This window comes from Streptomyces sp. NPDC102437 (assembly GCF_044765565.1).
Lineage (GTDB): Bacteria > Actinomycetota > Actinomycetes > Streptomycetales > Streptomycetaceae > Streptomyces.
In genome coordinates, this window is sequence record NZ_JBIWKI010000012.1 from 1 (window position 1) to 25,397 (window position 25,397).

General features: G+C 69.4%; 24 protein-coding genes and 1 pseudogene. 16 read left to right on the plus strand and 9 right to left on the minus strand.

The window, feature by feature from the left end; genetic code table 11:
- Nucleotides 1-383 precede the first annotated feature (383 nt).
- Nucleotides 384-1,151, plus strand: coding sequence for a transposase (locus ACIRJP_RS17050; protein WP_404174079.1), 768 nt, complete (start codon nucleotides 384-386; stop codon nucleotides 1,149-1,151).
- Nucleotides 1,152-1,235: 84 nt separating this feature from the next.
- On the opposite strand, the gene ACIRJP_RS17055 is transcribed toward ACIRJP_RS17050, so the two are convergent.
- Together ACIRJP_RS17055 and ACIRJP_RS17060 are read right to left on the minus strand one after the other, a co-directional pair.
- On the minus strand, nucleotides 1,236-1,481 hold the full coding sequence (locus ACIRJP_RS17055; protein WP_404174082.1) for a DUF397 domain-containing protein: 246 nt from the start codon (nucleotides 1,479-1,481) through the stop codon (nucleotides 1,236-1,238).
- Entirely contained in the window at nucleotides 1,478-2,335 is an 858-nt protein-coding gene (locus ACIRJP_RS17060) for a helix-turn-helix domain-containing protein (RefSeq protein ID WP_404174085.1), read from the minus strand. Before ACIRJP_RS17060 ends, ACIRJP_RS17055 begins: the two co-directional genes overlap by 4 nt.
- A 134-nt stretch (nucleotides 2,336-2,469) precedes the next feature.
- Between ACIRJP_RS17060 and ACIRJP_RS17065 the strand changes: the two genes are divergently transcribed.
- Entirely contained in the window at nucleotides 2,470-2,889 is a 420-nt protein-coding gene (locus tag ACIRJP_RS17065) for an ATP-binding protein (protein ID WP_404174088.1), read from the plus strand.
- A gap of 340 nt (nucleotides 2,890-3,229) precedes the next feature.
- On the opposite strand, the gene ACIRJP_RS17070 is transcribed toward ACIRJP_RS17065, so the two are convergent.
- The 3 genes from ACIRJP_RS17070 to ACIRJP_RS17080 form a co-directional block, all read right to left on the minus strand.
- Nucleotides 3,230-3,397, minus strand: a complete 168-nt coding sequence (locus ACIRJP_RS17070) for a hypothetical protein (RefSeq protein WP_404174091.1) — start codon at nucleotides 3,395-3,397, stop codon at nucleotides 3,230-3,232.
- Between the two features lie 191 nt (nucleotides 3,398-3,588).
- Entirely contained in the window at nucleotides 3,589-4,224 is a 636-nt protein-coding gene (locus ACIRJP_RS17075) for a response regulator transcription factor (RefSeq protein ID WP_383768393.1), read from the minus strand.
- Nucleotides 4,212-5,444, minus strand: a complete 1,233-nt coding sequence (locus tag ACIRJP_RS17080) for a sensor histidine kinase (protein ID WP_404174094.1) — start codon at nucleotides 5,442-5,444, stop codon at nucleotides 4,212-4,214. The genes ACIRJP_RS17075 and ACIRJP_RS17080 overlap by 13 nt, the downstream gene beginning before the upstream one ends.
- Before the next feature lie 179 nt (nucleotides 5,445-5,623).
- On the opposite strand from ACIRJP_RS17080, the gene ACIRJP_RS17085 reads away from it, so the two are divergent.
- The 5 genes from ACIRJP_RS17085 to aac(6') all read left to right on the plus strand — a co-directional run bounded on the left by ACIRJP_RS17085 (nucleotide 5,624) and on the right by aac(6') (nucleotide 12,240).
- Nucleotides 5,624-6,349, plus strand: coding sequence for an ABC transporter ATP-binding protein (locus ACIRJP_RS17085; RefSeq protein WP_404174097.1), 726 nt, complete (start codon nucleotides 5,624-5,626; stop codon nucleotides 6,347-6,349).
- Nucleotides 6,346-8,763 (plus strand): FtsX-like permease family protein, encoded by a 2,418-nt coding sequence (locus tag ACIRJP_RS17090; RefSeq protein WP_404174100.1) that lies wholly within the window; start codon nucleotides 6,346-6,348, stop codon nucleotides 8,761-8,763. Before ACIRJP_RS17085 ends, ACIRJP_RS17090 begins: the two co-directional genes overlap by 4 nt.
- Nucleotides 8,764-8,940: 177 nt before the next feature.
- Nucleotides 8,941-10,110 (plus strand): serine hydrolase domain-containing protein, encoded by a 1,170-nt coding sequence (locus tag ACIRJP_RS17095; protein ID WP_404174103.1) that lies wholly within the window; start codon nucleotides 8,941-8,943, stop codon nucleotides 10,108-10,110.
- A gap of 347 nt (nucleotides 10,111-10,457) precedes the next feature.
- Nucleotides 10,458-11,633 carry a serine hydrolase domain-containing protein gene (locus ACIRJP_RS17100; RefSeq protein ID WP_404174106.1) on the plus strand — a complete coding sequence of 392 codons (1,176 nt, stop codon included), beginning with the start codon at nucleotides 10,458-10,460 and terminating at the stop codon, nucleotides 11,631-11,633.
- A gap of 133 nt (nucleotides 11,634-11,766) precedes the next feature.
- Nucleotides 11,767-12,240, plus strand: a complete 474-nt coding sequence (aac(6'), locus tag ACIRJP_RS17105; protein ID WP_404174109.1) for an aminoglycoside 6'-N-acetyltransferase — start codon at nucleotides 11,767-11,769, stop codon at nucleotides 12,238-12,240.
- A gap of 50 nt (nucleotides 12,241-12,290) precedes the next feature.
- Here aac(6') and ACIRJP_RS17110 read toward each other — a convergent pair whose 3' ends face one another.
- Nucleotides 12,291-13,094 carry a MerR family transcriptional regulator gene (locus ACIRJP_RS17110; RefSeq protein WP_404174112.1) on the minus strand — a complete coding sequence of 268 codons (804 nt, stop codon included), beginning with the start codon at nucleotides 13,092-13,094 and terminating at the stop codon, nucleotides 12,291-12,293.
- Nucleotides 13,087-13,623 (minus strand): VOC family protein, encoded by a 537-nt coding sequence (locus ACIRJP_RS17115; RefSeq protein WP_404174115.1) that lies wholly within the window; start codon nucleotides 13,621-13,623, stop codon nucleotides 13,087-13,089. The genes ACIRJP_RS17110 and ACIRJP_RS17115 overlap by 8 nt, the downstream gene beginning before the upstream one ends.
- Nucleotides 13,624-13,852: 229 nt before the next feature.
- On the opposite strand from ACIRJP_RS17115, the pseudogene ACIRJP_RS17120 reads away from it, so the two are divergent.
- The 3 genes and pseudogenes from ACIRJP_RS17120 to ACIRJP_RS17130 all read left to right on the plus strand — a co-directional run.
- Nucleotides 13,853-13,978: pseudogene (locus ACIRJP_RS17120) on the plus strand (type II toxin-antitoxin system RelE/ParE family toxin); the annotation flags it as partial.
- Nucleotides 13,979-13,980: 2 nt separating this feature from the next.
- Complete coding sequence (locus ACIRJP_RS17125; RefSeq protein WP_404174118.1) at nucleotides 13,981-14,349, plus strand: helix-turn-helix domain-containing protein; 369 nt, start codon at nucleotides 13,981-13,983, stop codon at nucleotides 14,347-14,349.
- Nucleotides 14,350-14,456: 107 nt separating this feature from the next.
- Nucleotides 14,457-17,039: a bifunctional FO biosynthesis protein CofGH gene (locus ACIRJP_RS17130; protein ID WP_404174121.1), complete on the plus strand. Its 2,583-nt coding sequence runs from the start codon at nucleotides 14,457-14,459 to the stop codon at nucleotides 17,037-17,039.
- A 255-nt stretch (nucleotides 17,040-17,294) separates the two neighbouring features.
- On the opposite strand, the gene ACIRJP_RS17135 is transcribed toward ACIRJP_RS17130, so the two are convergent.
- Together ACIRJP_RS17135 and eccE are read right to left on the minus strand one after the other, a co-directional pair.
- Nucleotides 17,295-18,005, minus strand: a complete 711-nt coding sequence (locus ACIRJP_RS17135; RefSeq protein WP_404174125.1) for a hypothetical protein — start codon at nucleotides 18,003-18,005, stop codon at nucleotides 17,295-17,297.
- A 56-nt stretch (nucleotides 18,006-18,061) separates the two neighbouring features.
- Entirely contained in the window at nucleotides 18,062-19,240 is a 1,179-nt protein-coding gene (gene eccE / locus ACIRJP_RS17140) for a type VII secretion protein EccE (protein ID WP_404174613.1), read from the minus strand.
- Between the two features lie 318 nt (nucleotides 19,241-19,558).
- Here eccE and eccB point away from each other — a divergent pair, with 318 nt between their 5' ends.
- From eccB to ACIRJP_RS17170, 6 genes are all read left to right on the plus strand, one after another.
- Nucleotides 19,559-21,109 carry a type VII secretion protein EccB gene (eccB, locus tag ACIRJP_RS17145; RefSeq protein WP_404174128.1) on the plus strand — a complete coding sequence of 517 codons (1,551 nt, stop codon included), beginning with the start codon at nucleotides 19,559-19,561 and terminating at the stop codon, nucleotides 21,107-21,109.
- 179 nt (nucleotides 21,110-21,288) lie between these two features.
- Nucleotides 21,289-22,419 (plus strand): type VII secretion-associated serine protease mycosin, encoded by a 1,131-nt coding sequence (gene mycP / locus ACIRJP_RS17150; protein ID WP_404174616.1) that lies wholly within the window; start codon nucleotides 21,289-21,291, stop codon nucleotides 22,417-22,419.
- A 151-nt stretch (nucleotides 22,420-22,570) separates the two neighbouring features.
- On the plus strand, nucleotides 22,571-22,921 hold the full coding sequence (locus ACIRJP_RS17155; protein WP_356082933.1) for a WXG100 family type VII secretion target: 351 nt from the start codon (nucleotides 22,571-22,573) through the stop codon (nucleotides 22,919-22,921).
- 38 nt (nucleotides 22,922-22,959) lie between these two features.
- The gene (locus ACIRJP_RS17160) at nucleotides 22,960-23,241 is read left to right on the plus strand and encodes a WXG100 family type VII secretion target (protein WP_404174131.1); all 282 of its coding nucleotides are present in this window, start codon (nucleotides 22,960-22,962) and stop codon (nucleotides 23,239-23,241) included.
- A 111-nt stretch (nucleotides 23,242-23,352) separates the two neighbouring features.
- Complete coding sequence (locus ACIRJP_RS17165) at nucleotides 23,353-23,859, plus strand: hypothetical protein (RefSeq protein ID WP_404174134.1); 507 nt, start codon at nucleotides 23,353-23,355, stop codon at nucleotides 23,857-23,859.
- Nucleotides 23,860-23,890: 31 nt separating this feature from the next.
- The gene (locus tag ACIRJP_RS17170; protein WP_404174137.1) at nucleotides 23,891-25,393 is read left to right on the plus strand and encodes a WXG100 family type VII secretion target; all 1,503 of its coding nucleotides are present in this window, start codon (nucleotides 23,891-23,893) and stop codon (nucleotides 25,391-25,393) included.
- The last annotated feature ends 4 nt before the right edge of the window (nucleotides 25,394-25,397 follow it).

The window sequence follows — 25,397 nt, forward strand, 5'->3', positions numbered from 1 at the left end:
CGCCCGTCGAGTACGAGGCCAATCACTACATGGAATCCACGAAACCCCAGGTCACAACCACAATCTGAGATCTCTACCGAACCCGGGGCGGTTCAGACAGCGTCTGGAACGACAACAGGCTGCTTCGCCTGTTGGCAGAGCATCCCGGCGCAGACCCCGTCGTTCTTCGAGCAGTCCTCGATGCCCTTGCAGCGAAGCTTGAGGAAGGCGAGCGGCCCTACGCTGCCGTACTCGCTCTCGCCGACCGGCTGGAACTTGAGGTGGACGAGGTGAGGAGGCTCGGAACCCTTCGTGGTGCCTCTGCTCGTCTACGCCACCTGCTTAACCTGCGGCTAAGCGTTCGTATGTGAGCCGCCCCTGGTCGCGGCTGAGATGATCTTGGTGTGGCTGGTGTGATCGCGGCGTCGGAGCCGTCTTGGATAGCCCCGTTCACCGGGCTGAGCCCGCGCTCCTTCGGCAAGCTGGTGACCGCTCTGCGCCGAGAAGGGGCGGATCCGGTCCGCAAGGACCGACCGTGGTCCCTTCCACTGGAGGACCGAGTGCTGCTCGTGGCGGCCTACTGGCGCACGAACCTGACCATGCGACAACTGGCTCCGCTCTTCGGTATCCCCAAGTCCGCGGCCGACCGCATCATCGATCACCTCGGCCCGTCGCTCGCGCTCCAGCCCCGCGAGCGGTTCGCGAAAGACACAGTGCTGATCGTGGGCGGCACCCTGGTGCCCACCCGCGATCACACCGTTGCCGAGCAGTCCAAGAACTACCGGTACTCCACCAACCACCAGGTCGTCATCGACGCCGACACCCGCCTCGTCGTGGTGGTCGGCCGGCCCCTGCCCGGCAACCGCAACGACTGCAAGGCATGGGCGGAGTCCGGCGCGAAGGCCGCCGTCGGCACAACCATGACCATCGCCGACGGCGGCTATCCGGGCACCGGGCTCGTGATGCCCCACCGGCGCCGCAAGGGCGAGGAGTTGCCTGGCTGGAAGCAGGCCCACAACAAGTCCCACAAGAAGGTCCGCGCCCGCGTCGAGCACGTCTTCGCCCGCATGAAGACCTGGAAGATCCTCCGCGACTGCCGCCTCAAAGGCGACGGCGTCCACCACGCCATGCTCGGCATCGCACGGCTCCACAACCTCAATCTCGCCGGATAACCGAGGCCGGACCTGGCGTCGACCACGTCCAGAACCAAGCACCGATCATTTGCGGGACAACCCTTAGGCGCGAGCCGGCCGACCTCAGCCCCGCTGCGCGTAGGTGACGAACGCGGACCAGGCGCCGGGGGCGACGTCGAGGTGGGGGCCCTGGGTGTTCTTGGAGTCGCGGACGTGGATGGTGGTGGGGCAGGTCGCGCCCTCGACGCACTCGCCGCCGCCACCGCTGCTGTAGCTGCTCTTGTGCCAGTCGTAGGCGACCTCGACGCAGGTTCCGCCCTCGCCGCCGCTGTAGCTGCTCTTGAACCAGCGGAGCTGCTCCGTGTTCATTGCTCTCCCAGCATCTTCTCAATCAGCGTCAGGGACTCCCTCGGGGTGAGAGCCTGCGCTCGCATGATTCCATAGCGCTCGCTGAACAGGCGGACCTCGTCCGGGTCGGTGATGAGCCGGGCATGCCCCTGGATCTCCGTGTACGCAACCTCACTGCGGCCCTTGGGGGTCAAGAGGGTGAACGGGCCGTCCATGGAAGGGTGTTCGTCTCGATCGGTGGGCATCACCTGAAGCTCCACTGTTCGCATCCGGCTGATCTTGCTCATCCGGAGGAGTTGGCCAGCGTGGACAGCTCGTCCACCGAGCGGGCGTTGGATGACTGCTTCCTCGATCACGAAGCTAAACGTCGGCTGGGGCCAGTGCTCGAAGATCTGCTGTCGGGCGAGTCGGTCCGAGACGCGCTTCTCCACGGTTTGCTCGTCCAGCAAAGGTCGACGCTTCGCGAACACCGCCCGTGCATACTCCTCTGTCTGGAGCAGGCCAGGAATTGCCTGGTTTGCGTGCTCGTGGAGTGCCACAGAATCGGCCTCGACCCGCGCGAAGCCCCGGAACCAGTCCGGGTGACGGGTCCGCGCCCGCGCCAGCGCCTCCCGCACCTCGTCGACGGCGGCGCACAGCACCCCACCCGCATCGAGGAGCGGGTCCACGCGGATCAGGAACTCCGGCTGAGGCGTACGCACGCCCCGCTCCATCGCCGAGATCAGGTCTTCCCCGCAGTGGGCCGCGAGGCCCAAGTCCTTCTGGCTCAGGCCCGAGCGTTCGCGCAGCACCTTGATCTGTTTGCCCAGCGCTTTGAAGAGGTGCGCCGTTCCATCCGATTCGGCCGGCCGCTCGGGCCGCACTTCCTTCTCCATCTGCCCCGCACCGCTCTCTGCTCGCCCGGTCACGGCCGACGCCCCGTACAGCCGACCGGGCGTGCCCGTACAGCTATTCGGCGTCGTGGTGTCACTGCTGGTCAGCGTACGAGCAACCGGACACGCTGAGTCACATGAACGCCGAAATCACCCTTGTGGGCGCCGAGTTCGTCCAACGCTTCAGCGCCACCCGACGGGGCGCCCGGCTCGCCCGTCGGCTTGCTGTGCACCAACTCGACGTGTGGGGTGTCCCGTACGGGAGCGAGCTCTCCGGGGACGTCGCGGTGATCGTGTCCGAGCTGGCGGCCAACGCGGTGCTGCACGGGCTCGTACCAGGACGGGACTTCGAGCTGAGGCTCGTTGCTCTCGCGGACACGCTCCGTATCGAGGTGTCGGACGCGAAAGGGGAACGCGGGCCGGAGGCCAGGCCCTCCGGTCCCAGCGCGGAATCGGGGTTCGGCCTGCACCTGGTCGGGGCACTGGCGACCGCGTGGGGCGTGAAGGACCGGGTCGTCGGCAAGACGGTCTGGGCCGAGCTCGCCACGACCCGGTGAAGTCAGCCGAGGCGGCCGACGTGGATCACGATGACGGTGACCTGGGCCTCTTCGACTACGTCAACGCTGCTCCAGGCCAAGTCGTGCGCGGACCTGGTCATGCGGGACCGTCTCCACGGCGCCGGTGGCCTGGCGCGCCTGGTACTGGGCAAGAGCCAGTGCATCCTCCAGCTCGGCCAGCTCCTGGGGGTTGATCAGTGAACGGCAGGGATGACTCCCCGGTCGGGAGTGGTCGGACTACACCTCCCGAGGTGGTGTCCGTTTTCCGCGTCACGCGTGAGGAGGGGGTGTCCGGCTCACTGCCGGACACCCCCTCCTCAGGCGCTCTCGCCGCTACGGGTCACTTCTTGCCGCTGGTCAGCCACAGTCCCAGCGCCGATCCGACGAAGACGACGCCGGTGCCGACCCCGGCCAGGACCCTCGTGGTACCGGTGTAGTGGGCGAAGGTGCTGACGTAGACCGCCGCCACCGTGGAGACGGAGAGCAGCAGCCAGAGCACGGGCTTCATCAGGGGTTCCTCCTGTTGTGCGCCCCCCGGCGGCCCGAGGGGCGGCAGGGGTGGGATCTCTTACGCCGTTCACCTTCTCCCCGCGCCCCCGGTCGGCACATCGGACCGTCCCCCCGAACCTGAGGTGTAGCCCGCTACACCCACGCGGTGACGGACACGTCGCCGTACGGGACGGCCGTACGGGACGCGGGTCAGGCGTTCAGGTAGGCAAGCACCGCGAGGACCCGGCGGTGACCGCTGTCGCTCGGCGGCAGGTTCAGCTTGGCGAGGATGCTGCCGATGTGCTTGCTGACGGAACGTTCGGTGATGAACAGGGTCGTGGCGATCGTGGGATTGTCCAGGCCCTGCGCCATCAGCCCGAGGACCTCCCGTTCGCGGGGGGACAGCGCGTCGAGCGGGTCCCGGCGGCTCATCAGCTGGGAGACGACCTCGGGGTCCAGCGCCGTTCCACCCGCAGCGACGCGCTCCAGCGCGTCCTGGAATTCCTCGATGTGCCCCACACGGTCCTTGAGCAGGTAGCCGATCCCCGAGGCGCCCTGTCCGAGCAGTTCAGCGGCGTAGCTCTCCTCGACGTACTGGGAGAGCACCAGGAGCGGCAGGCCGGGAACGAGTTTCCGGGCCTCGATGGCGGCACGCAGCCCCTCGTCGCGGAATCCGGGCGGCAGCCGGACGTCCAGGACGGCGACGTCCGGCCGGTGTTCCAGCAGGGCGGGGACAATCTCGGGCCCGCTTCCCACGACGGCCACGATCTCGTGCCCGACGTCCTCCAGGAGCAGAATCAGGCCCTCGCGGAGCAGGACGTTGTCCTCCGCGATCACGATCCGCACGGCAGCACCACCTCAATCGTCGTTCCGGAACCGACAGGGCTGTCGATCCTCGTCGTACCGTCCAGGGCGGCGACCCGTCGACGTATCCCGGCAAGTCCGCTGCCCGAGGCGGAGCCGGGTGCGGCCCCGCCGCACCCGTCGTCCCGCACGACGACGCGCAGCGTGGGGCCGTCGTACCGGAGCGACACCTGAGCACGGCTCGCGTCGCTGTGCCGGGCGATGTTGGTCAGCGCCTCGGCGACGACGAAGTAGGCGGCCGCCTCGACGGCGGCCGGGGGACGGCGGTCGGTCTCGGGCAGATCCAGCGTGGTGGGGATCGGCCGGCCTGCGGCCAGGGAGCGGATGGCTCCGTTCAGTCCCCGGTCGGAGAGGATCGGCGGGTGGATACCGCGGATGACGGTGCGCAGTTGGACAAGTGCTTCGTCAATGGTGGTCCTGGCCTCAAGCACCATTTTCCTGGAACTCTGGGGGTCCTTGTCGAACCGACGGTCGGCCAGGGCCAGTCGCATGGCCACCGCCACGAGCTGCGCCTGGGTGCCGTCGTGGAGGTCGCGTTCGATCCGTCGGAGTTCCGCCTCGTGGGCCTGGAGGGCTCCCGCGCGCGAGGTGGTCAGTTCCTCGATCCGCCGGCCGGCGCCGGTCCACGTACCGAGCATGGTCTCCGCGACCCGTGTCTCCAGCTTCACCATGGCGGGGGCCAGCCACAAGAAGAGGGCGGCGAAGATCCAGGCACACACCGCGGACAGGACGATCGCCTGCATCCAGGTGGTGATGGGGGCCGTGAGGAGGGTGAGGGTTCCGCCGGGCAGGGTCCACCACCACAGCGGGATGGAGAGCGTCAGCAGCAGACTGAGCAGCACTCCCAGGACGAGGACGGGAAGGACGAGCCCTACGACGCCGTGGACCAGCATCCATGCCACGTCCTTGCGGGTGCCCGGGGACCGCAGCAGTTGGAGCGTCCGCTGGTAGGCGTTGCCTTCGGGCGTCGGGTAGGGCCGGCGTACGGGGCGGCCGAGAACGCGTTCGGCGCGTCGGCGTTCGACATCGGCCAAGGCGCGCAGCGGCTGCACCGCCCACGGAAGGATCGGCGCGAAGATCAGCGAGAAGCAGACGAGCGGCAACAGAACGTAACCGGCCAGCGAAGGTAGAGCGGTGGTGAGCCCACCCAGCAGATACCTCGCGGATCGTAGGCTGTGGAGTGCCCTTGCCTTCAGGTCCATGGGTCAAGACGGTACTTCACGGGTGTTCCCTTGTCATAAGTGCGCGCTACACCTGGCAGGTGGAGCCCGCTACACCCCCGGTTCGGGAGAGAGACCGCTGCCGTCTGCTTGGCTTGCGCGATTACTTTCGGTACTCGTTCTGACCGATCGAGGGAACCGAAGGACCCATCATGCAACCGATGACGACGACCCAGGCCACGCCGTTCGCCGTGTCCCTGGAGAAGGTCTCCCAGTCCTACGGCGAGGTGACCGCGCTGGACGGGGTCAGCTGGGGGTTCCGCAAGGGCAGTCTCACCGCGATCATGGGTCCGTCCGGATCGGGCAAGAGCACCTTCCTGCACTGCGCCTCCGGTCTCGACCGGCCCAGCAGCGGAACGGTACGGCTCGGTGATCTGGACATGGGCGGGCTCCGCGAGACGGAGCTGACCCGGCTGCGCCGCGAACGGATCGGGTTCGTCTTCCAGGGCTACAACCTCATGCCATCGATGGACGTCGAGCGCAACATCACCCTCCCGTTGTCCCTCGGCGGCCGCCAGGCGGACAGGCGCTGGCTGGACGAAGTCGTCCACCGGGTGGGGGTGGCCGACCACCTGGACCGGCTTCCAGCACGTCTGTCCGGCGGCCAGCAGCAGCGCGTGGCGGTCGCCCGAGCGCTTGTCACCCGCCCGGAGATCATCTTCGCCGACGAGCCGACGGCCGCGCTCGATCCGAGGTCGGCCGAGCACGTCCTGAAACTGCTGCGTGACGCGGTCGACGAGATGGGACAGACGGTCGTGCTGGTCACCCACGACCCGGTGGCCGCGTCCTGGGCCGACAGCGTCGTCTTCCTGAGCGGGGGCAGAATCGTCGACGAGCTCACGACTCCGTCCGCCGCAACCGTCCTGGCCCGTTGGGGCACGCTGTGAGGCGCGGGATCGCCGCCGGAGTGGCGGCAGCACTGTTGTGCGCGGCTGCGTTGACGGGCGCGTTCGGGGTCCTGCTGGAGTCCGCGCTACGGGCGCACGGATCGGCCGACCGCTATGAGCACGCCGTGGCCGTCGTCGCCGCGAGCCAGCGCGTCGAGACCGTCCGGGACGGCCAGACCGATGCCAGGCCACTGGTGGAACGGGCCCGGGTACCGGTATCGGTGGCGGACCGGGTACGCACAGTACCGGGAGTCACCAAGGTGGTCGCGGACGTCTCTTTGCCGGTCGTCACCGCCGACGGGGCCGTGCGGACCGGCCGCGGCTGGGACGCGACCGCGCTCACCGCTGTCGAATTGCGCGACGGCCGGGCTCCGCGGGCGGAACACGAAGTCGCGGTGGACTCCGGCAGCGGCAGGGCCGTCGGCGACACCATCCGTCTCCAGGCCGGCGGCAGGGCGCCGGAGCCCTACCGAGTCAGCGGTCTGGTGGCCGGCCGGTCCGCCGCAGGCCACGATGTCTGGTTCAGCCAGCGCACGGCACAGGCTCTCAGCGGCCGCCCCGAGCGCGCGGACGCACTGGTCGTTCTCGGCACGAAGGGGACGTCCGCCCAGTCGCTGCAGGCAGCCGCCCCCGGTCTCGTCGTCGCGACCGGCGCGGGCCGCGGCGACGTCGAGAACCCGGAGGTGGCGGCGGCACGACCCGACCTGATCGGCGTGTGTGCGTCGATCGGCGGTGTCGCCCTCCTGGTGGTGCTGCTGATCGTGACCGGTCTCCTGGACACGTCCGTACGAGACCGGACCCGCGAGCTCGCTGTCCTGCGCGCCATCGGTGCCACCCCCCGGCAGGTCCGCCGGGTGATCGTCCGCGAGACACTCAAGGTCGCGGTACCGGCGTCGCTCGTGGGCGGTCTGCTGTCGCTCGGGCTCGGCACCCTGCTGCACCGCTTCATGGTCGAGCAGGGCGTCCTGCCCCCGGGGCTGGGGCTCGCTCTGGGACCGTTTCCTGTTGTCGGTGCCCTGGCGCTCACGGTCCTCATCGCAGTCGGTTCCGCCTGGCTCGCGGCACGACGCATCTCCGGGATCCAGCCGGCCAAGGCCGTGAGCGAGACCTCCACCGAACCGACCCGGCTACCGCGCTGGCGCATGGTCACCGGCCTGGTGTTCCTGGTCGTCGGTCTCAGTGCGGCCGCCACCGCGTTCGCGTTCGGCGGGCAGGTGGCGACCGCGGCCATGGGCGGACTCGTACTCTCCCTCATCTGGGCCGCAGCTCTGCTGGGCCCCTGGATAGCCCGAACGGGCATCGCTGTCCTCGGCCCGATCATGCGTCTGCTGTTCCCGGTCCCAGGGCGGCTTGCCACCGACACGGCCACCGCTGCGGCCGTGCGACTCGCCTCGGTCATCACACCGATCGCGCTCGCGCTCTCCTTCGGCGCCAGCCAGCTGTTCGTGCAGACCACCGCGGTCAACGCCACCCGGACGCAGGCAGCTGCGGGTTTGCGCGCGGACCACGTCCTCGTCTCGAACGGGCCAGGCGTGCCCCGGGCCATGTACCAGGCAGTGAAAAAGACGGCCGGGCCGGGCACCGTAACCGCAGTGAAACGCACCACCGTGGTGATGTCGCTCGCGGACCAGCTCCAGTCCCTGCCCGCCCAAGGGGTGAAGGGCGCACTGTCGAACCTGGACCCAGGCGTGAAGGCGGGCTCGCTGAAGAGCCTGCGCGGCAAGAACACGGTCGCGCTCAGTTCGAACGTCGGCAGCGCGGCCGACGTCGGTTCGACCGTGTCTCTCCGGCTCGGCGACGGCACCCTGATCCACCCCAAGGTGGCAGCCGTCTACGACCGGGGCCAAGGCTTCGGGGATGTCCTGCTGCCTCACGATGTGGTCGCCGCCCACGTCACCGACGCGGGCCACGACGACTACCTCCTGGTCAAGGGAGAAGCCGACCTGCGACCGGTGCTCGACCGCTTCCCCGGGACCCATGCCACGTCCGCCGGGCAGTACGGTGCGGCTCTCACCGAGAAAGCCCGCCAGCAGGGCCTGCCCGGACTGCTCGCAGTCGCGGCGATCTCCCTGTTCACCCTGATCGGCGTAGTGACCACACTGGCCGTCGCCACCGCGTCCCGCCGTCGTGAACTGGCTCTGCTCCGGCTCATCGGCGCAACCCGCGGCCAGGTTCTGGCAATGCTGCGGCTGGAGACCTGCCTCGTACTCGGTACGGGGGCCGCCGTCGGCTCCCTGGTCGCAGCGGTGACGCTGCTGACCTTCGGCGGCGCGGTGACCGGTCTGTCCGCGCTGTCGGTGTCCCCCTCGGTCTGCGCGGCCGTACTCGGCACTGTGTTCCTGTCAGGCACGGCAGCTGTCATGCTGCCCGCCCGCCGGCTGCTGCGCCGCCGAGGGTCTCCTCGAATCACGTAGCGGAACCAGGTCCCGCCTCTCCCATGCTCCCCGTCCTCGGGCGGGGGCACAAAGAAGGGCCGTTCCTCCATGCGCCGCCACCATCACAGGACCAGGCCGCCACCGGCAGGCCGGGCGCACCACGACCACCTCTCCCTGACCCACTGAAGTTGTTCCCCTACCGACAGGAGTTGTTCCATGCGCGCACATGTATCGCCGAGGTTCCGTCCCACTCTTTCGCGAGGTGGCCGGCGTAAGGCCTTGCTCGCCGTGACCGTGCTCACCGGGGCCGTCATGACCACCGGCGCGCTGTTCCCGTCCGCGGCCTCCGCCGCCAAGCCGGACCCCGTTCAAAAAAGCCTGAACGCCCTGGTGACCGACGACAAGATGCCCGCCGTGCTGGCAAGCGTCGAGGACCGCGAGGGCCGGACGCGTAACTACACCGCGGGTGTCGGCGACCTCAGGACCGGGGCGAAGGTACCCAAGGACGGGCAGGTGCGGGCGGGCAGCAACACCAAGGCGTTCACGGCCGTGGTCGTGCTGCAGCTGGTCGCCGAGAAGAAGATCGCCCTGGACGCCCCCGTCGACACCTACCTGCCCGGCCTGCTGCGCGGTGAGGGGATCGACGGACGCCACATCACCGTCCGCCAACTCCTCCAGCACACCAGCGGCCTGCCCGAATACGTGGACACGCGCGCGATCCTCAAGGATCGGCAGAGGTACTACGAGCCGCGCGAGCTCCTCGACAGCGCACTCGCACAGAAGGCCCACTTCTCCCCGGGCGCGAAGTGGGAGTACAACAACACGAACTACCTGGTCGCGGGCCTGATCATCCAGAAGGTCACCGGCCGCCCGCTGGGCGAGGAGATCAACCGGCGCATCGCCGACCGCATCGGACTGCGCCACACCTACTTCCCCACACCCGGAGACATGACCATCCAAGAGCCCCACCCCAAGGGCTACCACCGGGACACAGCCGACTCGCCCTGGCGCGAGGTCACCGAACTCGACCCGTCCTGGGGTTGGGCCGCGGGTGCGGTGATCTCCACCAACAGCGACCTCAACCGCTTCTACAGCGCCCTCCTCGACGGCAAACTCCTGCCCCCGGCCCAGCTCGCCCAGATGCGCACCACCGTTCCCGCAGAAGCGGCCGGCCCGGGTGTCCGTTATGGACTGGGCCTGACCAGCAGGCCGTTGCCGTGCGGCGGCCTGTACTGGGGCCATGGCGGCACCATTCCGGGATACGACACCTTGGGAGGTGTCACAGAGGACGGCCGTGCAGTCAACATCGCACTGACCGCCATCCCGACCGACGCCGCCGCCGCACAGCACTCGCAGACCGCCGTCGAAACGACCCTGTGCCGCTGAAAGCCTCACTGCCCCAACCGGAAAGCCGCCGCTCCCGCACCGCGGGCCGCAGGCGCCCGATGAGGGCGGGTCAGGCCGGTGGGCGGGCCCTGCCGCCATCGGCGCTTGACGGTATCGGCGCTTGACGGTATCGGTCGCCGCTCCCGCTCGCGGGAACGGCGACCGGTACCCCGGCGGGCCCGTGCTCACGAGCGTTGCCAGGTCACCGGAGCGACGGCCCGTCCGACATTGCCCCACATCCTGCAAGAGCCCGTATCCGGTCCCGGAGTCGGAATCCGCCACCGTCACTGGGGCGCGCACCGACTCGCTCTTCGATCGCTCTTCACTGTCACGACAGGAGTTGTTCCATGCACGCACGTGTATCGCCGAGGTTTCGTCCCGCGCTCTCGCGAGGTGGCAGGCGTAAGGCCTTGCTGGCCGTGACCGTGCTCACCGGGGCTGTCATGACCACCGGTGCGCTGTTGCCGTCCGCGGCCTCCGCCGCCAGGCCGGACCCCGTTCAGAAAAGCCTGAACGCCCTGGTGACCGACGACAAGATACCCGCCGCGCTGGCAAGCGTCGAGGACCGCGAGGGCCGGATGCGTCACTACACCGCGGGTGTCGGCGACCTCAGGACCGGGGCGAAGGTACCCAAGGACGGGCAGGTGCGGGCGGGCAGCAACACCAAGGCGTTCACGGCCGTGGTCGTGCTGCAGCTGGTCGCCGAGAAGAAGATCGCCCTGGACGCCCCCGTCGACACCTACCTGCCCGGCCTGCTGCGCGGTGAGGGGATCGACGGACGCCACATCACCGTCCGCCAGCTCCTCCAGCACACCAGCGGCCTGCCCGAATACATGGAGTCCCCCGTCTTCGCGGACTTCCCCGCCGTCCGGTACCGGTACTTCGAGCCACGCGACCTTATTGACGGCGCCCTCGCGCAGAAGGCCCACTTCTCCCCAGGCGCGAAGTGGGAGTACAGCAACACGAACTACCTGGTCGCGGGCCTGATCATCCAGAAGGTCACCGGCCGCCCCATGGGCGAGGAGATCGACCGGCGCATCATCGACCGCATCGGACTGCGCCACACCTACTTCCCCGCCCCCGGAGAGACGACCATCCACGAGCCCCACCCCAAGGGCTACGAACGGGAAGCGGCCGACGGACCTCTGACCGACTACACCAACATGGACATGTCCATGGCGTGGGCGGCGGGTGCTCTGGTATCCACCAACAGCGACCTCAACCGCTTCTACAGCGCTCTCCTCGACGGCGAACTCCTGCCCCCGGCCCAGCTCGCCCAGATGCGCACCACCGTCCCCGCAGAGGCACGTGGCCCCGGCGTCCGCTACGGACTGGGCCTGACCAGCACGCCGCTGTCATGTGGCGGCGTCTACTGGGGTCACGGCGGAACCGCCCCGGGATACCGGACACGAGGAGGCGTCACAGAGGACGGACGCGCCGCCGGCATCGCGGTGACCACCGCCCCGACGGGTGCAGCCTCACAGCGGGTGGAGGCCGCCGTCGACACGGCGCTGTGCCGCTGACCCAGGCGGAGACGGGCGGGAAGACGGCCAGCGGGGTCGCCGGCGTCTTCCGGCGGGCCCGGCCGCGTTCCGTGGCCGGGAGCTGGACGGAATTGCCTCGGCGTTCTCCGTACCTCTCGGGAAGAATGAGCGCATGGAGCTGCGTGGGGACAAGGTCGTGCTGCGGCCGGTGGCCGATGGTGATGGTGCGATCCTCGAAGGGGTCGTGAGGGAACCGGAAGTCGCGGAGTGGTGGTCGCCCCCGGACGGCTACGAGCGCATGCTGGCTGTCGTTTTCGAGGGCGAGGTCATCGGCGCCGTCCAGTTCAATGAGGAGAACGATCCCGAGTTCCGCCACGCCGGCATCGACATCTTCCTGACGGCGAGGCACCACGGGAAGGGCCTCGGTACCGACACGGTGCGCACGCTGGCCCGTTGGCTGGTGCGGGAACGCGGCCATCACCGGCTGACCATCGATCCAGCCGCGGCCAACTCGGCGGCGATCCGCTGCTACGGCAAGGTCGGGTTCAAACCCGTGGGAATCATGCGGGCGTACTGGCGGAACCACCGGACGGGCGCCTGGCAGGACGGTCTGCTGATGGATCTGCTCGCTGACGAGCTGACCTGAACTCACGGCGTTCCGCAGCCCGTTGACCGACGCCTCCGGCCCCGCGCGCTCTACTCCCAGGTCGCGGTGTCGGGGTCGATGCCGTGGGCGCGCGCGTCGGCGTCGACGATGTGACGGAACCACGTGGCAAGGCCGGTGCGGATGCCGTCGTAGTGGGCGGCGAACGCCGGATCTGCCTCATACATGCGGCCGAGACAGACCTGCATCTGCCTGGTGAGGGGAAAGTACGAGGCGAAGACTTCGCGGTGCCGCTCGACGAGGTGATTCGCCTCCGGGCTGCCAGGTGTGACGCCGGCGTCCATCGCATCGGCGAGGGCGCGGTCGAGGGCGGCGACGGCATCGGCGATGGCCTGCCATTCCTCCGGGCCACGGGATGCGGAGCGTTCGGCGTACTGCCGCCATTGCGTCGTGTCCCCCCAGCGCTGACGGGCCAGGGCGGGCCCGTCCGGGTCCCACCGGGGGCCGAAGATCTCGGCCTGCTGCTCCGCGGTCAGCAGCAGGCCGCGCTCGTGGGCGTCGATCATCCGGTCCAGTCCGGCGCCGAGCTGCTGGAGGCGTTCGATCCGTTCCGTGACCTGGGTGCGCTGCGCGCGCAGTGCGCCGGGTACGTCTGCGGTCGAGTCGTCCAGGACGGCCCGAATCCTGTCCAGGCCGAGACCGATCTCGCGGTAGACGACGATGCGGTGCAGGCGTTCCAGGTCACCAGCGGTGTAGAGCCGGTATCCGGCAGCCGTGCGCAGCGACGGCCGCGCGAGACCGATCTCGTCCCAGTGGTGCAGCGCGCGGACCGTCACGCCCAGGCGCGTCGCGACCTGACCGACGGGCAGACCGTCGGCGTCAGTGGAATCAGGCATGCTCCTGATTGTCGCCGCGACCGGTGTCAGGCGGGGTGATCCCGATGGCCTCAAGGTTCCGCGCCTCCTGACCGGCCGGATCGAAGGGTTTCGCCGCGGTGAGAACGATCCGTGCGTTCTCGGGGGTGATCACCTCCACGTCGCGGGTGTTCCAGGGAGTGTCCCGTGGACCGTCCACCGATTCCGGGCGCAGCGCACGACAGGCCTCGACAAGGGAAGCGACCTGGCTGAGCACGCACGAGAAACTGACGCTCATCGCCGGCGCCTGCTCCGGAACGCTCTCCGCCCGCAGAAGGAGTACGTCCTGGAACGCCCACCGGCGCAGATGTACGAGGGTGCCGGGGATGCTGAACAGCTCGAAGAAACCGAGCCCACGAGTCCAGAAGTCCACCGAAACCGCCAGATCGGTCGTGGGGATCGTCGCGAACGCGGGCATTCCATAAATGCCACGGAACAGCTCCGGCGGAACCGCATCCGGGCCGGGGGTGGGCACGGGACTCATCTCGAACGCGTTGTAGTAGTCGCTCATGCACCCCACCCTCCGGCCTCACGCAACGTGAGGGTCAAGCCGTGTGTGGTGTCGGCCGACGCCGGCCCGCCGCGCGCTGATCCGCGCGGGCCACCCAGCCCGGCTGGGCCGCCCCACGGCAGTCACGACCGGCCAGGGTGGTCGGCGAGGCAGCGTGGGCTGAATCGGACGCGGTGCCGTGAGCATCGGCCGACGTGGCGAGGAATCGGATCGAATCCCGTCTATATAAACGGTGTTCCGGAAGACCAAACAACGTGAGACTGCCGAGGTCGAGCGCGCTCAGCTGGCCCAAAAGGTGTGCGAGGCGGATCATGGTGCGGCCGCGCACACATACGACCGGAGCGAGGAGGCATAGTCATGGATCACTCCCAGTGGAAGACACGGCAGACCAGAAAGCTTCTGGGGGAGGTAGTCGAGGAGTCGTCCGCCTATGTCGAGGCCGGGTACGCCTTCGCGCTGGGGCAGGCTGTCTATGACCGACGGACCGAACTCGGGCTGTCGCAGGCCGAGCTTGCCCGTCGCGCAGGGATGACGCAGCCGCAGATCTCCAATATCGAGGGCGGCGACTCCATTCCGACCCTGGCTCTTCTGACGCGCCTGGCCAAGGCTCTGGACGCCTCGCTCACCATTGATCTGGACGGCGACACCTCGGCGTTCTCCTTCACCGCGCACGAAGGCGGCGGTCCGGGTGGGATCGGAGCGGGCGGGCGCTCCTCGGCCGCCTGACGCAGCTCAGCCCCGGTACTCAGACGGCTCAAGCCCGCCGGAGCCGCTTGAGCTCCGGGGGCAGATGCCCTGGTCCGGGGCGCGGGGCTCGCTCGTATGCTCGGTTCATGACCGATCCTCAGCGCGGACGTCCGACGACCAATTCCATGCGGCGTGCCCTCAAGCGGGCCCGTGACGGTGTCGCTCTCGATGTGGCCGAGGCCGCCGTTCTGCTCCAGGCCAGGGGGGAGGACCTGACCGACCTCGCCGCCTCGGCGGCCCGGGTACGGGACGCCGGGCTGGAAGCCGCGGGGCGGCCCAGGGTGATCACGTACTCGCGCAAGGTCTTCATCCCGCTGACCCGGCTCTGCCGCGACAAGTGCCACTACTGCACCTTCGTCACCGTGCCCGGCAAGCTGCGGCGCGCCGGCCACGGGATGTTCCTCTCGCCCGACGAGGTGCTGGAGATCGCCCGCGAGGGCGCGGCCATGGGGTGCAAGGAAGCGCTGTTCACGCTCGGGGACCGGCCCGAGGACCGGTGGCCCGAGGCGCGGGAGTGGCTGGAGGCCGAGGGGTACGACGACACCCTCGCGTACGTCCGCGCCATGGCGATCCGGGTGCTCGAAGAGACCGGGCTGCTCCCGCACCTCAACCCGGGCGTACTGAGCTGGACCGACCTTCAGCGGCTCAAGCCCGTCGCGCCGTCCATGGGGATGATGCTGGAGACGACGGCCACCCGCCTGTGGTCCGAGCCCGGCGGCCCGCACCACGGGTCCCCGGACAAGGAGCCGGCCGTGCGGCTGAGGGTGCTGGAGGACGCGGGGCGGTCCAACGTCCCGTTCACCACCGGCATCCTCATCGGCATCGGGGAGTCGTACGAGGAGCGCGCGGACTCCCTCTTCGAGCTGCGCAAGACCGCCCGCGCCTACCACGGCATCCAGGAAGTCATCGTCCAGAACTTCCGCGCCAAGCCGGACACCGCGATGCGCGGCATGCCGGACGCCGAGCTGGAGGAGCTGGCCGCCGCCATCGCCGTGGCCCGGCACATCCTCGGCCCGTCCGCCCGCATCCAGGCCCCGCCCAACCTCGTCGACGCGGAGTACGCGCTGCTCATCGGCGCCGGGATCGACGACTGGGGCGGCGTCTCACCGCTCACCCCCGACCATGTGAACCCCGAGCGCCCCTGGCCGCACATCGACGAACTCGCCGCCAGGACCGCCGAGTCGGGCTTCGCGCTGCGGGAGCGGCTCACCATCTACCCGGAGTTCATCCGGCGCGGCGAGCCGTGGCTCGACCCCCGCCTCCTCCCGCACGTCCGCGCCCTCGCCGACCCGGAGACGGGGCTCGCCCGCGAGGACGCCACCCCCGCCGGACTGCCCTGGCAGGAGCCCGACGAGGAGTTCGGCGCCACCGGCCGCACCGACCTGCACCGCACCATCGACACCGAGGGCCGCACCGGCGACCGCCGCGAGGACTTCGACGAGGTGTACGGGGACTGGGAGGCGCTGCGCGAGGCCGCCGCGCCCGGCATGGTGCCGTCCCGGATCGACGGCGATGTGCGCGAGGCGCTGAGCCAGGCGGCCGACGACCCGACGAAGCTCACCGACGAGCAGGCGCTCGCCCTGCTCCACGCGGACGGCCCGGCGCTCGACGAGCTCTGCCGGATCGCGGACGCCCTGCGGCGCGACGTGGTCGGCGACGACGTCACGTACATCGTCACCAGGAACATCAACTTCACCAACGTCTGCTACACCGGCTGCCGCTTCTGCGCCTTCGCCCAGCGGCGCACCGACGCCGACGCGTACACCCTCTCCCTGGACCAGGTCGCGGACCGGGCGGCGCAGGCGTGGGACGTCGGGGCGGTCGAGGTCTGCATGCAGGGCGGCATCCACCCGGACCTGCCCGGCACCGCGTACTTCGACATCGCGCGGGCGGTACGGGAACGAGTGCCCGGCATGCATGTGCACGCCTTCTCTCCGATGGAGGTCGTCAACGGCGCCACCCGCACCGGGATGTCCATCCGCGACTGGCTGATCGCCGCGAAGGAGGCCGGGCTCGGCTCGATCCCCGGTACGGCGGCCGAGATCCTGGACGACGAGGTCCGCTGGGTCCTCACCAAGGGCAAGCTGCCGACCGCGACCTGGCTCGAAGTCATCAGGACCGCCCACGAGGTGGGCCTGCGCTCGTCCTCCACGATGATGTACGGGCACGTGGACCAGCCGCGCCACTGGCTCGGCCACCTGCGGACGCTGGCCCGTCTCCAGCAGGAGACCGGCGGCTTCACGGAGTTCGTCACGCTGCCGTTCATCCACACCAACGCGCCGGTCTACCTCGCTGGCATCGCCCGCCCCGGCCCGACCGACCGCGACAACCGGGCCGTCACCGCGATGGCCCGGCTGCTCCTCCACCCGCACATCACCAACATCCAGACCAGCTGGGTCAAGCTCGGCACGGAGGGCGCGGCCGAGATGCTCCGCTCGGGCGCCAACGACCTGGGCGGCACCCTGATGGAGGAGACCATCTCCCGGATGGCCGGGTCGAGCTACGGCTCGTACCGCTCCATCCAGGACCTGATCGCCATCGCGGAACTCGCGGGCCGGCCCGCGAAGCCGCGTACGACGCTGTACGGGGAGGTTCCCGAGGAGCGGGTGTCGGCGGCGGCGGCGTCCGACGGGCACCTTCCGGAGCTGCTGCCGGTACTGCCGGACTGAGACGGTCCAGGAGGCGGGGGCGGCAGCCGAACCGCTCGTGATCGGCCGGCACGGCGTCGAGCACGAGCGGTTCGGGGGCGGCCCGCTTCCGGTCCACACCGGCGTGGCCGTCCAGCGCCGGATTTCCTCGCCGTCATGGGCGGGCGACGCCCCGGCACCAGCTGTGCTCCCCGACGAGCGGACCCGCGGACCCGCGGACCCGCGGACCTGCGGACCCGTGGTCCCGCGGACCCGCTGCACAGGTCGAGGATCAAGTCAGTCCAGGCGGCGCGGGGTTCCGAGGAGCCCTGCCTCGACGTCAGTCGGTTGCAGTTTGACCAGCTTCCGGTGCTGAGTCGTACACCACAGCACCATGTCGTCGCCGAGTACGGGCAGCGCCTCCGCCTGTACCTGGGGCAGCCGCAGAATCCGGGCGAGGACCGCGGCCTCCTCCGGGGAGACCCGCTGGATCCCGACCAGTCCCGCGTTGCCGAGCAGCCTCGGCGCCGTCGGGCCCAGGAACGGCAGCAGCGTCAGCACGGACTGCCACGGTCCGGTCGCCAGCCGGCTGCGCGGCGGGCGCATGCCGCAGTCCCTCACGACCAGGACGGGGCTGGTGACCGACGCGCCCTGCGGTCCCACCTGCTTGACGTCGTGCACCGTCATGCATTGCTGCCCGCCGCCCGCGGCCTGCGCGAGTCCCGTCCACGCCTCCGGCCTGGCCGTCTCGACGGCGACGCGCGCACCGGTGCCGGCTGTGCGCAGCGCCAGTACCTGCGTCGTCCACAGACTGCCGATGACCACGACATCGAGCTGAGCGGGGCGGAAGAGGCCGAGTACCGCGGGCTTCCCCTTCGCGTCGACGCCCGCTACGACTCCGTCGTCACCGAGCGGCAGCGACAGCGCGGCGAGCTGTTCCACGGGCAGTACGTGCCGGTCGCGGCGTGGGCCGAGCAGTCCGAACCCGGCCCTTCCCCGTCCGGCCACCGGTGGGGCGGAAGCAGCCGGAGCGGCAGTGGCGGAGGGCGTCCTGGGGTGGGTGGTCAACGGGTACCTCCGAGGGGCAAGGTGGCGAGCACGCCGGGCAGTTGTTCGCGGTCCAGCCGTACGAGGCCGACCTTCACTCCTCGCGCGGCGCGCTCCAACTTCCGTCGCACCGACACCAGTTCATCACTCCCGCGGGCGGTGAGGCGAACGTGTCCGCTGACGGCCGGTGTGCCACCGGACCCGCGCGACACCGTCAGGCTGAATGTGCTGGCCAGCGCCGGCATCGACGTCAGGAGTGCCACCAGTTGTGCCGCTGGCGCAGCACCCGCGCCCAGGTGCGGCCAGCGGCCGACCCAGTAGGTCGTGTGCCAACGGTCGTCGCAGCGCCAGGCGCGGGTGGATTCCGTGGTGCGCCGCTGCGGCGCATCCGTCCGCACCGCCAGCGCGCTGGCCTGCGGATTCACCCCGGCCGAGGTCGCGAGGGCGGACGTCACCTGCGCCTCGGTCAGTACCGAAGCGTCGAACCCCGCCCCTACCAGGCGGCTTGCCAGCTGATCCGTGGCCCGCAACAGCGCGCGCTGCGCTCCGTCGATGCCGCCGCCGCGTGCCCGCACCGCCTCCGGACACAGCTCCGGGTCGAGTTTCAGCGCGATCCACGTCAGCCGGATCGCGGGGGTACCGGCCTGGGCCTGGAGCGGAGCGTACGACCGTGCCGCCGCGGCCTGTTCAGGCAGATGCGGTCCGGGCGCGGGCTGTGTGTGCTGCACGACCTGCACCGACTCCAGCCGGATGTCGTCCACCTCCAGGGCGTCGTGCAGCAACCCGAGTTCCAGCGGCCGCGCGTCCCGGGCCATCCGCAGCGGTTCGTCCCGTGGCTGCACGAGCAGCAGGGCTGTCAGGAACGTTCCGTCACCCACCATCCCGATCGTGCGCTCGCGCTGCCGGTCGGTGTAGGCGTACGTCCGCAGCGCCGCCTCGCATTCGACGACCGGCGCCAGCGCGGGGTCCACCCCTTCCGCGGACCACGGCTGCCGCGCGGCCCTCAGCCGTCGGCGCAGAGCCAGGATGGTGGTGAACCACTCCATCACCGGCCGCCCCCGCCGCCGCAGAACCGCCAGCAGCACCAGCGCCGCCGCGACCAGGCCCATCGGCACCAACAGGATCCTGTTCGTCACCCACGCGACAAGCATCAGCGCGCCGGCGACCTCCATCAACACCACCTGGTGCAGCCGCACTCCACCGATCCGCCCCGGCTTCGGGTGCACACTCATCACTGCGGTCGTCGCGCTGCTCATCCCCCGGTATGTCCCTCCGTGTCACGGCACTAAGGCGTGTGCGAGTCGGACCGACGCTATCGGCACACCGGCCCGCGACCGCCCACTGTCCCACGCCCGGCGATGAGGGGTTCGAAGGGGGGTTCACGGCCCGCCCGGTCGGGCCGGGGTGTCGGCCGACTCCTTGAAGCATGTACCCGCACGGCGGTGGACGAGCGGCGGCGGGCATAGTGGGGGCGGTTCGCGAGGCATCTACAACCACGGGGAGAAATAGGGCAGATGGCATCACGGCGGGACGAACTCAATGCCTACACCTTCGCGAAGAAGCGGCTGGTCGCCGCCTTTCTGCAACCGTCCGCAGCCAATTCGGACGAGGGGGCGCCGCGCCCGCTGCGGGCCGTGCTGCCGGGAGTGGTGGTGGGCGCCCTGCTGGTGGCAGGCTTCGGAGCCTGGGGGATCTTCAAGCCCAAGGTACCCAACGGCTGGGACGACCCCGGTGCCCACGTCATCGTCGGCAGTGAATCGACAACCCGATACGTCGTCCTGGAGACCGAAGGCGTCAAGCGCCTGCACCCGGTGCTGAACTTCTCCTCCGCGAAACTGCTCCTGGACCCGGACAAGTCCTCGGTGATCCAGGTGGCGGAGTCCGAGCTGGACAGCGGAAAGCTGCAGCGCGGTCCGATGCTCGGCATCCCGTACGCACCCGACCGGCTGCCCAGCGCGGACGAGGCGGGCCGGAACAAGCTCTGGGCGGTCTGCGAGCAGCCGGGCGCCGGTGCCGGTGACACCGTGCAGAAGGCGGTCTTCCTGCTCGCCGACCGAGAAGCGGACAAGGTGGGCGGCAAGCAGCAGCTCCACGGCGGCCAGGCCCTCTACGTCGAGGCGGACGGCGGGGGCGGCACGCGCTACCTGGTGGATGCGGACGGCACGCAGCACGCCATCGGGACCACCGGAGGCGACAAGCCCTCGGCCCGCGACGAGGTGCTGCGCCGCTCACTGTTCAGCGAGGGCGCACAGCCCCAGAAGGTCACCAAGGACTGGCTCGCCACCCTGCATGCCGGCAAGCCCATCGACTTCCCGAGGTTGCCCGGCAAGGTCGGTGACCCGGCCGGCGTCAGCGGCCTGGACCCCCGCCTGGACAAGGTGGGCACGGTACTCAAAGCCGTGGCCGGTACCGGCATGCAGCATTACGTCGTCCTGCCGCGGGCGGTCGCGCCTGTGTCCGACCTCGTCGCCAGGCTGCTCCTGACGAGCCCGGAGGCGGCGGTGCTGGGCCAGAAGGCACAGGCCACCGAAGTCGGACCGCAGTCCTTCACCTCTTCCCCGGACGAGTTCTACGCGAAGTACGGCTGGCCGAAGAACGTCCCGACACAGGCCAACGACACGTCGGCCCGGACCGGAACCGTCTGCAACGTGCTGCACGGCGTCACCTCGGCGGGCGTGCCGAAACTGACCACCTGGGCCGGTCCCGGGTATCCGGTCCGCTTCCAGGACGGGGCCACCAGCGCCTACGTCACGCCGGGCAGCGGTGTGCTGTACCGGCAGTTCAACGGAACTTCCACCACCACCGGTTCGCTCTTTCTGGTGACGGATACCGGGCTGCGCTACGCCGTGCAGACGAACAACGACAGCAGCGCGGACCCCTCGAAGATCGGGACCACCGAGAAGCCCATGACGCCGGAGGAGCAGGCCGCCGAGATCAACCAGGCCCAGACCAGGCTCGGCTACAAGGACGTCAAGCCGCTGCCGGTGCCGGACAACTGGTCCGGCCTTCTGCCCAAGGGACCCCGGCTCGACACCAACAGTGCCAAACAGCCCCAGAGTTCCTGAGAACGGAGAGGAGGAAGCGCGTGATGATCACACGCAACGGATTCCGTTCTTCGGCCGTCGTGCTGCTCCTGATGTGCGCGGCGGGCGTCGGCCTGCCTGGGTTCGCGCAGTCTCCCGCGGCAGCCCTGGACTCCGACCCGCAGACGGGTTCCGAGGGCAGCGGTGAGTGCACCTTTCCGATGAAGAAGCAGATCCAGGGCCGTCCCTGGGCGCTCCAGCGACTGGTCTTCGACCAGCTCTGGCAGGACACCAAGGGAAAGGGGGTCCGGGTCGCGGTGATCGACACCGGTGTCGACGACACCAATCCGCAGCTGAAGTCCGCTGTCGACCGGGCGTCCGGGACCGATCTGCTTCCGCCGTCGAAGGACGGGTCTCAGGACCCGGCCGCGGATGGCTCGGCATCCAAGGGCAAGGGAGGTGGTGGTGATGGCACATCCGATCTCGTCGGCCACGGCACCAAGGTCGCCGGCATCATCGCGGCCCGCCCACGTCCGGGCACGGGGTTCGTCGGTCTCGCTCCGGAAGCGACGATCATCCCCATCCGGCAGAACGACGACAAGGGCGCCGGCACCGCCGCGACGATGGCCGCGGCCATCCGCCACGCCATCGCGAAGGGCGCCCGCGTCATCAACATCTCCCAGGACACCGCCAAGCCCCTGCGAGCCGACTCCGACCTGGCGCTTGCCGTGCGCGAGGCCCTGAGCAACGACATCGTCGTGGTCGCGTCCGCGGGTAACGACGGTCTCGCGGGCCAGGTCAAGGCGACGTACCCGGCGGCCTATCCGGGCGTCCTGGCGGTGGCCGCGTCGGACCGCAACGACGAGCGGGCGCCGTTCTCCCAGATCGGAGCCTTCGTGGGGGTTGCGGCGCCGGGCGTCGACATGGTGTCCACCGTCCCGAAGGGCGGTCAGTGTGTCGACAACGGCACCAGCTTCTCGGCCCCCTACGTCGCCGGAGTAGCCGCCCTCCTACGGGCCAAGCACCCGCGCTGGACGCAGTCCCAGGTGGTCGCCCAGATCGAGCAGACCGCCGAACGCGCGGTCAAGGGGCGGGACGACTTCATCGGGTGGGGAGTGGTCGATCCGGTGCGCGCCCTCAACGACGACGAACACCCGCCGAGCGCACCCACCCCGGACCGCGCGGTGTCGGACGGTCCCGTCGGACCGGAGCCGATCGCCCTCCAGTTGGGGGAGACCCGGCAGGAGCGGATCACCCGGTTCTCGGTCTACGCGATGGCCACCACGGGCCTACTCGTCGCAGTGATCGCGGGCACCGCTATCGTGCTGAGGGACCGTCGCCGCCGGGATTAGGTGAATGCCCAACAACTCGGTGCAGAACTATGGCGGTTGGAATCAGTAGCGGCCGCAGCTAAAGTGATAATTGACAACTTTGGTCCGATGCAAACGTGGCACCCGACATTCGGGCAATCCGCGACATCCGATTCATGGGGGAAGGTGCGTTATGGGAGACAAGCTCAAGCTTTCAGCCGATCAGATCGACAAGCTCATCGGCGAACTCGGCCATATGCATGACACGCTCGAAGGCAGGATCACCAGCCTCAACGCGGTCATCGACGCCGTCGAAGGCCACTGGAAGGGCATTGCGGCCAACGCGTACAACGGCCTCCAGACACAGGTCAACCTCGACGTGCGCAATTTGAAGGAGCTCCTCGCCTTCACCAAGGAAGCCGTTCAGATGAGCCGTGACGGCTTCGACGCGGAGGAAGTGGAGCGGCTCAACAGCTTCAAGGGTGTCGACGGCGGCAACCTGGGCAGCAACGGCGTTCTGGACCGTTTCCAGGTCTCTTCGTAACCCGTCCTCATCCCGCCTCGCATCAGGAGACCGTTTCAATGGAGATCACGTACTCCGGGGTCGTCGAAGCCTCTAACCAGGTCAAGTCGACCGCCGACACCATCAAGACCCAGCTCGGCGAGCTGAACGCCAAGGTCAAGGCCGTCGTCGCCACCTGGGACGGTGAGACGCAGCAGGCGTTCTACGACCGGCACAGTGGCTGGGACCTCAAGGTGAACCACATGCACGAGACCTTGACGACCATTTCGAGGAAGCTCATGGAAGCCACCGAGGGCTACCGCGCGAATGACCTGGCCCAGGCCAGGCGCTTCCACGGCTGACCCAGGCTCAGATGAATCACGACGGAACCGGCACGCTGTGGGTGTGGGATGCGCTGACCGCGTCCCACACCCGTGCGGGCGGTTCCGCGGCACTTTAGGGGAGGTGCTTCCATGGGTTCTCAACTTCCGGACGATGGACCGAAGCCGCCGATGTACGGCCCGTTCCTTCCGGGCAAGGGGCCGAGCGCGCCGGATCTGGCGGCGCCCACCGAGTCCCTGCAGAAATTCAAGACCCGTGTGGACAATCTGCTGATCAAGCTCGACGGGTCACCGGCCGCGCACACCCGCATCACTGAACAGAAGGTCACACCCGCCGCGTACGGCACCGGCTTCCCGGAGGCCATAGGGCTGTCGAGTGCCTACGACATGGTGCACGCGCGCCTGGAGCTGCTGTCCAAGACGCTCGGTGATCAGCTGGAGGCGATGGGCATCGCGGTCGACATGGCCGACCGCGGCTACGAGAACGTCGACCAGGAACACTCCGAGCGCCTGCACGCCATCCAGCAGCGCACCGAGATCTACTACAAGAAGCCGGAAGCCGACAAGGATCCGGGAGCGCCCGCAGAGCGCAAGGACGAGACCGGTGGGGGTTCGTCCAGCGGATCAGACGGCTTGTAACACCTGAAGTGAACGGGGGACAGGGGTAACCATGGGTGACTCAAAGAAGCTGCCACCACTCAACGCCTGCTACAACACCAGCGACTTCGAGCATGCGTCCTACTACGACATGCTCAACATGGTCAGTGGCGTCAACGCCACGGCGATCATTAGCCGTGGCACCGCTCTCGTCGACGCGCAGACCGAGATCGAGAAGATCGGCACCGAGCTCAAGGAGCACGTCGGTCGTACCACGGGCTGGAAGGGCGCGGGCGGTGAGGCCTTCCGCGAGTGGGGCAACGACTTCGCCAAGGAGACCCTGAAGCTGGCCGACTACGCCGGCACCGCGGGCACCTCGCTGCAGACGGCCGGCCAGGCCCTCAGCGAGGTGGCCAAGGTGATTCAGGGCCACCCTGACGCCGTGCAGATGTGCTTCGCGGACGCGGAGAAGGAAAAGGCCCGGATCAAGGCCGTCGAGACGGCGCGGAACGAAGCCATTCCGCAGATGAACAAGCTCGCCTCGTACTACCTGATGGCACAGCAGTCGATCTCCTCGCAGGAGGAGCCGAACTTCAGGCCGCTGCCGGAGGAAGTCGTTCCGGCCAGGCCGGTCGACAACTCGCAGACGCGCTACGGCGCTCCGCGAAGCGATTCCGGTAGTACGAACTCAGTGACAGGTGCGCAGAACGGCAGCACATCGACGGTCGATCACCACTACACCACCGTGCGTCCCGACGGCGTCACCCCATCCTCTGTGGACGGCACACCCGTGATCCACACGCCGCAGCACGTCACCGCGGTGCCCGGGGTCCCGGACACCACGGGGACGAACATCGACACGGTGACGATGCCGCAGGCCCCGACGCCTACCACGGTTCCGCCCACCGTTGGGATTCCGCCGCAGGGCCCGAGTGGTGGCGGGCACCAGACGCCTCTTCCGCCCGTGGTGATGCCCTCGCCTCCAGGTCCGTTCGGTCCCGGAGGCGGCCCCGGGCGTATTCCCCCCAACGGTCCGGGCGGCAAGGGCGACATCGGACACGTCCGGCCTCCGACGATCAACCCCGACAGGGGCGGCGTTGAAAGCGTCCGGCCTCCCATGGGCACTCCCGGCCGGGGTGGCGTCGAAGGCGTCCGGCCTCCGATGACGACCCGGACCGATACCGGTATCCACGGCGGTACGCCGGCCCAGGGCCGGACCGCGGGCGGCCCGGTCCGGGGCTCGTTGCGTGGCACGGTGATCGGCGGCGAGAGACAGTCGACCGGTCACGGAATGATGGGCGGCGGTTCGCAACGGCTCGTCACCGAGCCCGGTGGCACCGTGCGGACACCACGCGGAACGCAGCCGGGGGCTGGACGGGAGTTCACCCCGGGTGGATCCGGACTCGTCCGCGAATCGCCGCGAACGGGCGGTGCAATGGGTCCGATGGGCGGTGCGATGGGCGGCGTGTCCCAGGGCACACGGCGACGTGACGGCGCGCACCCGGGATACCTCGCCGATGACGAAGAGACGTGGGCCACGGGGGACGACGGTGTTGTTCCTCCCGTGATCGACTAGAGCC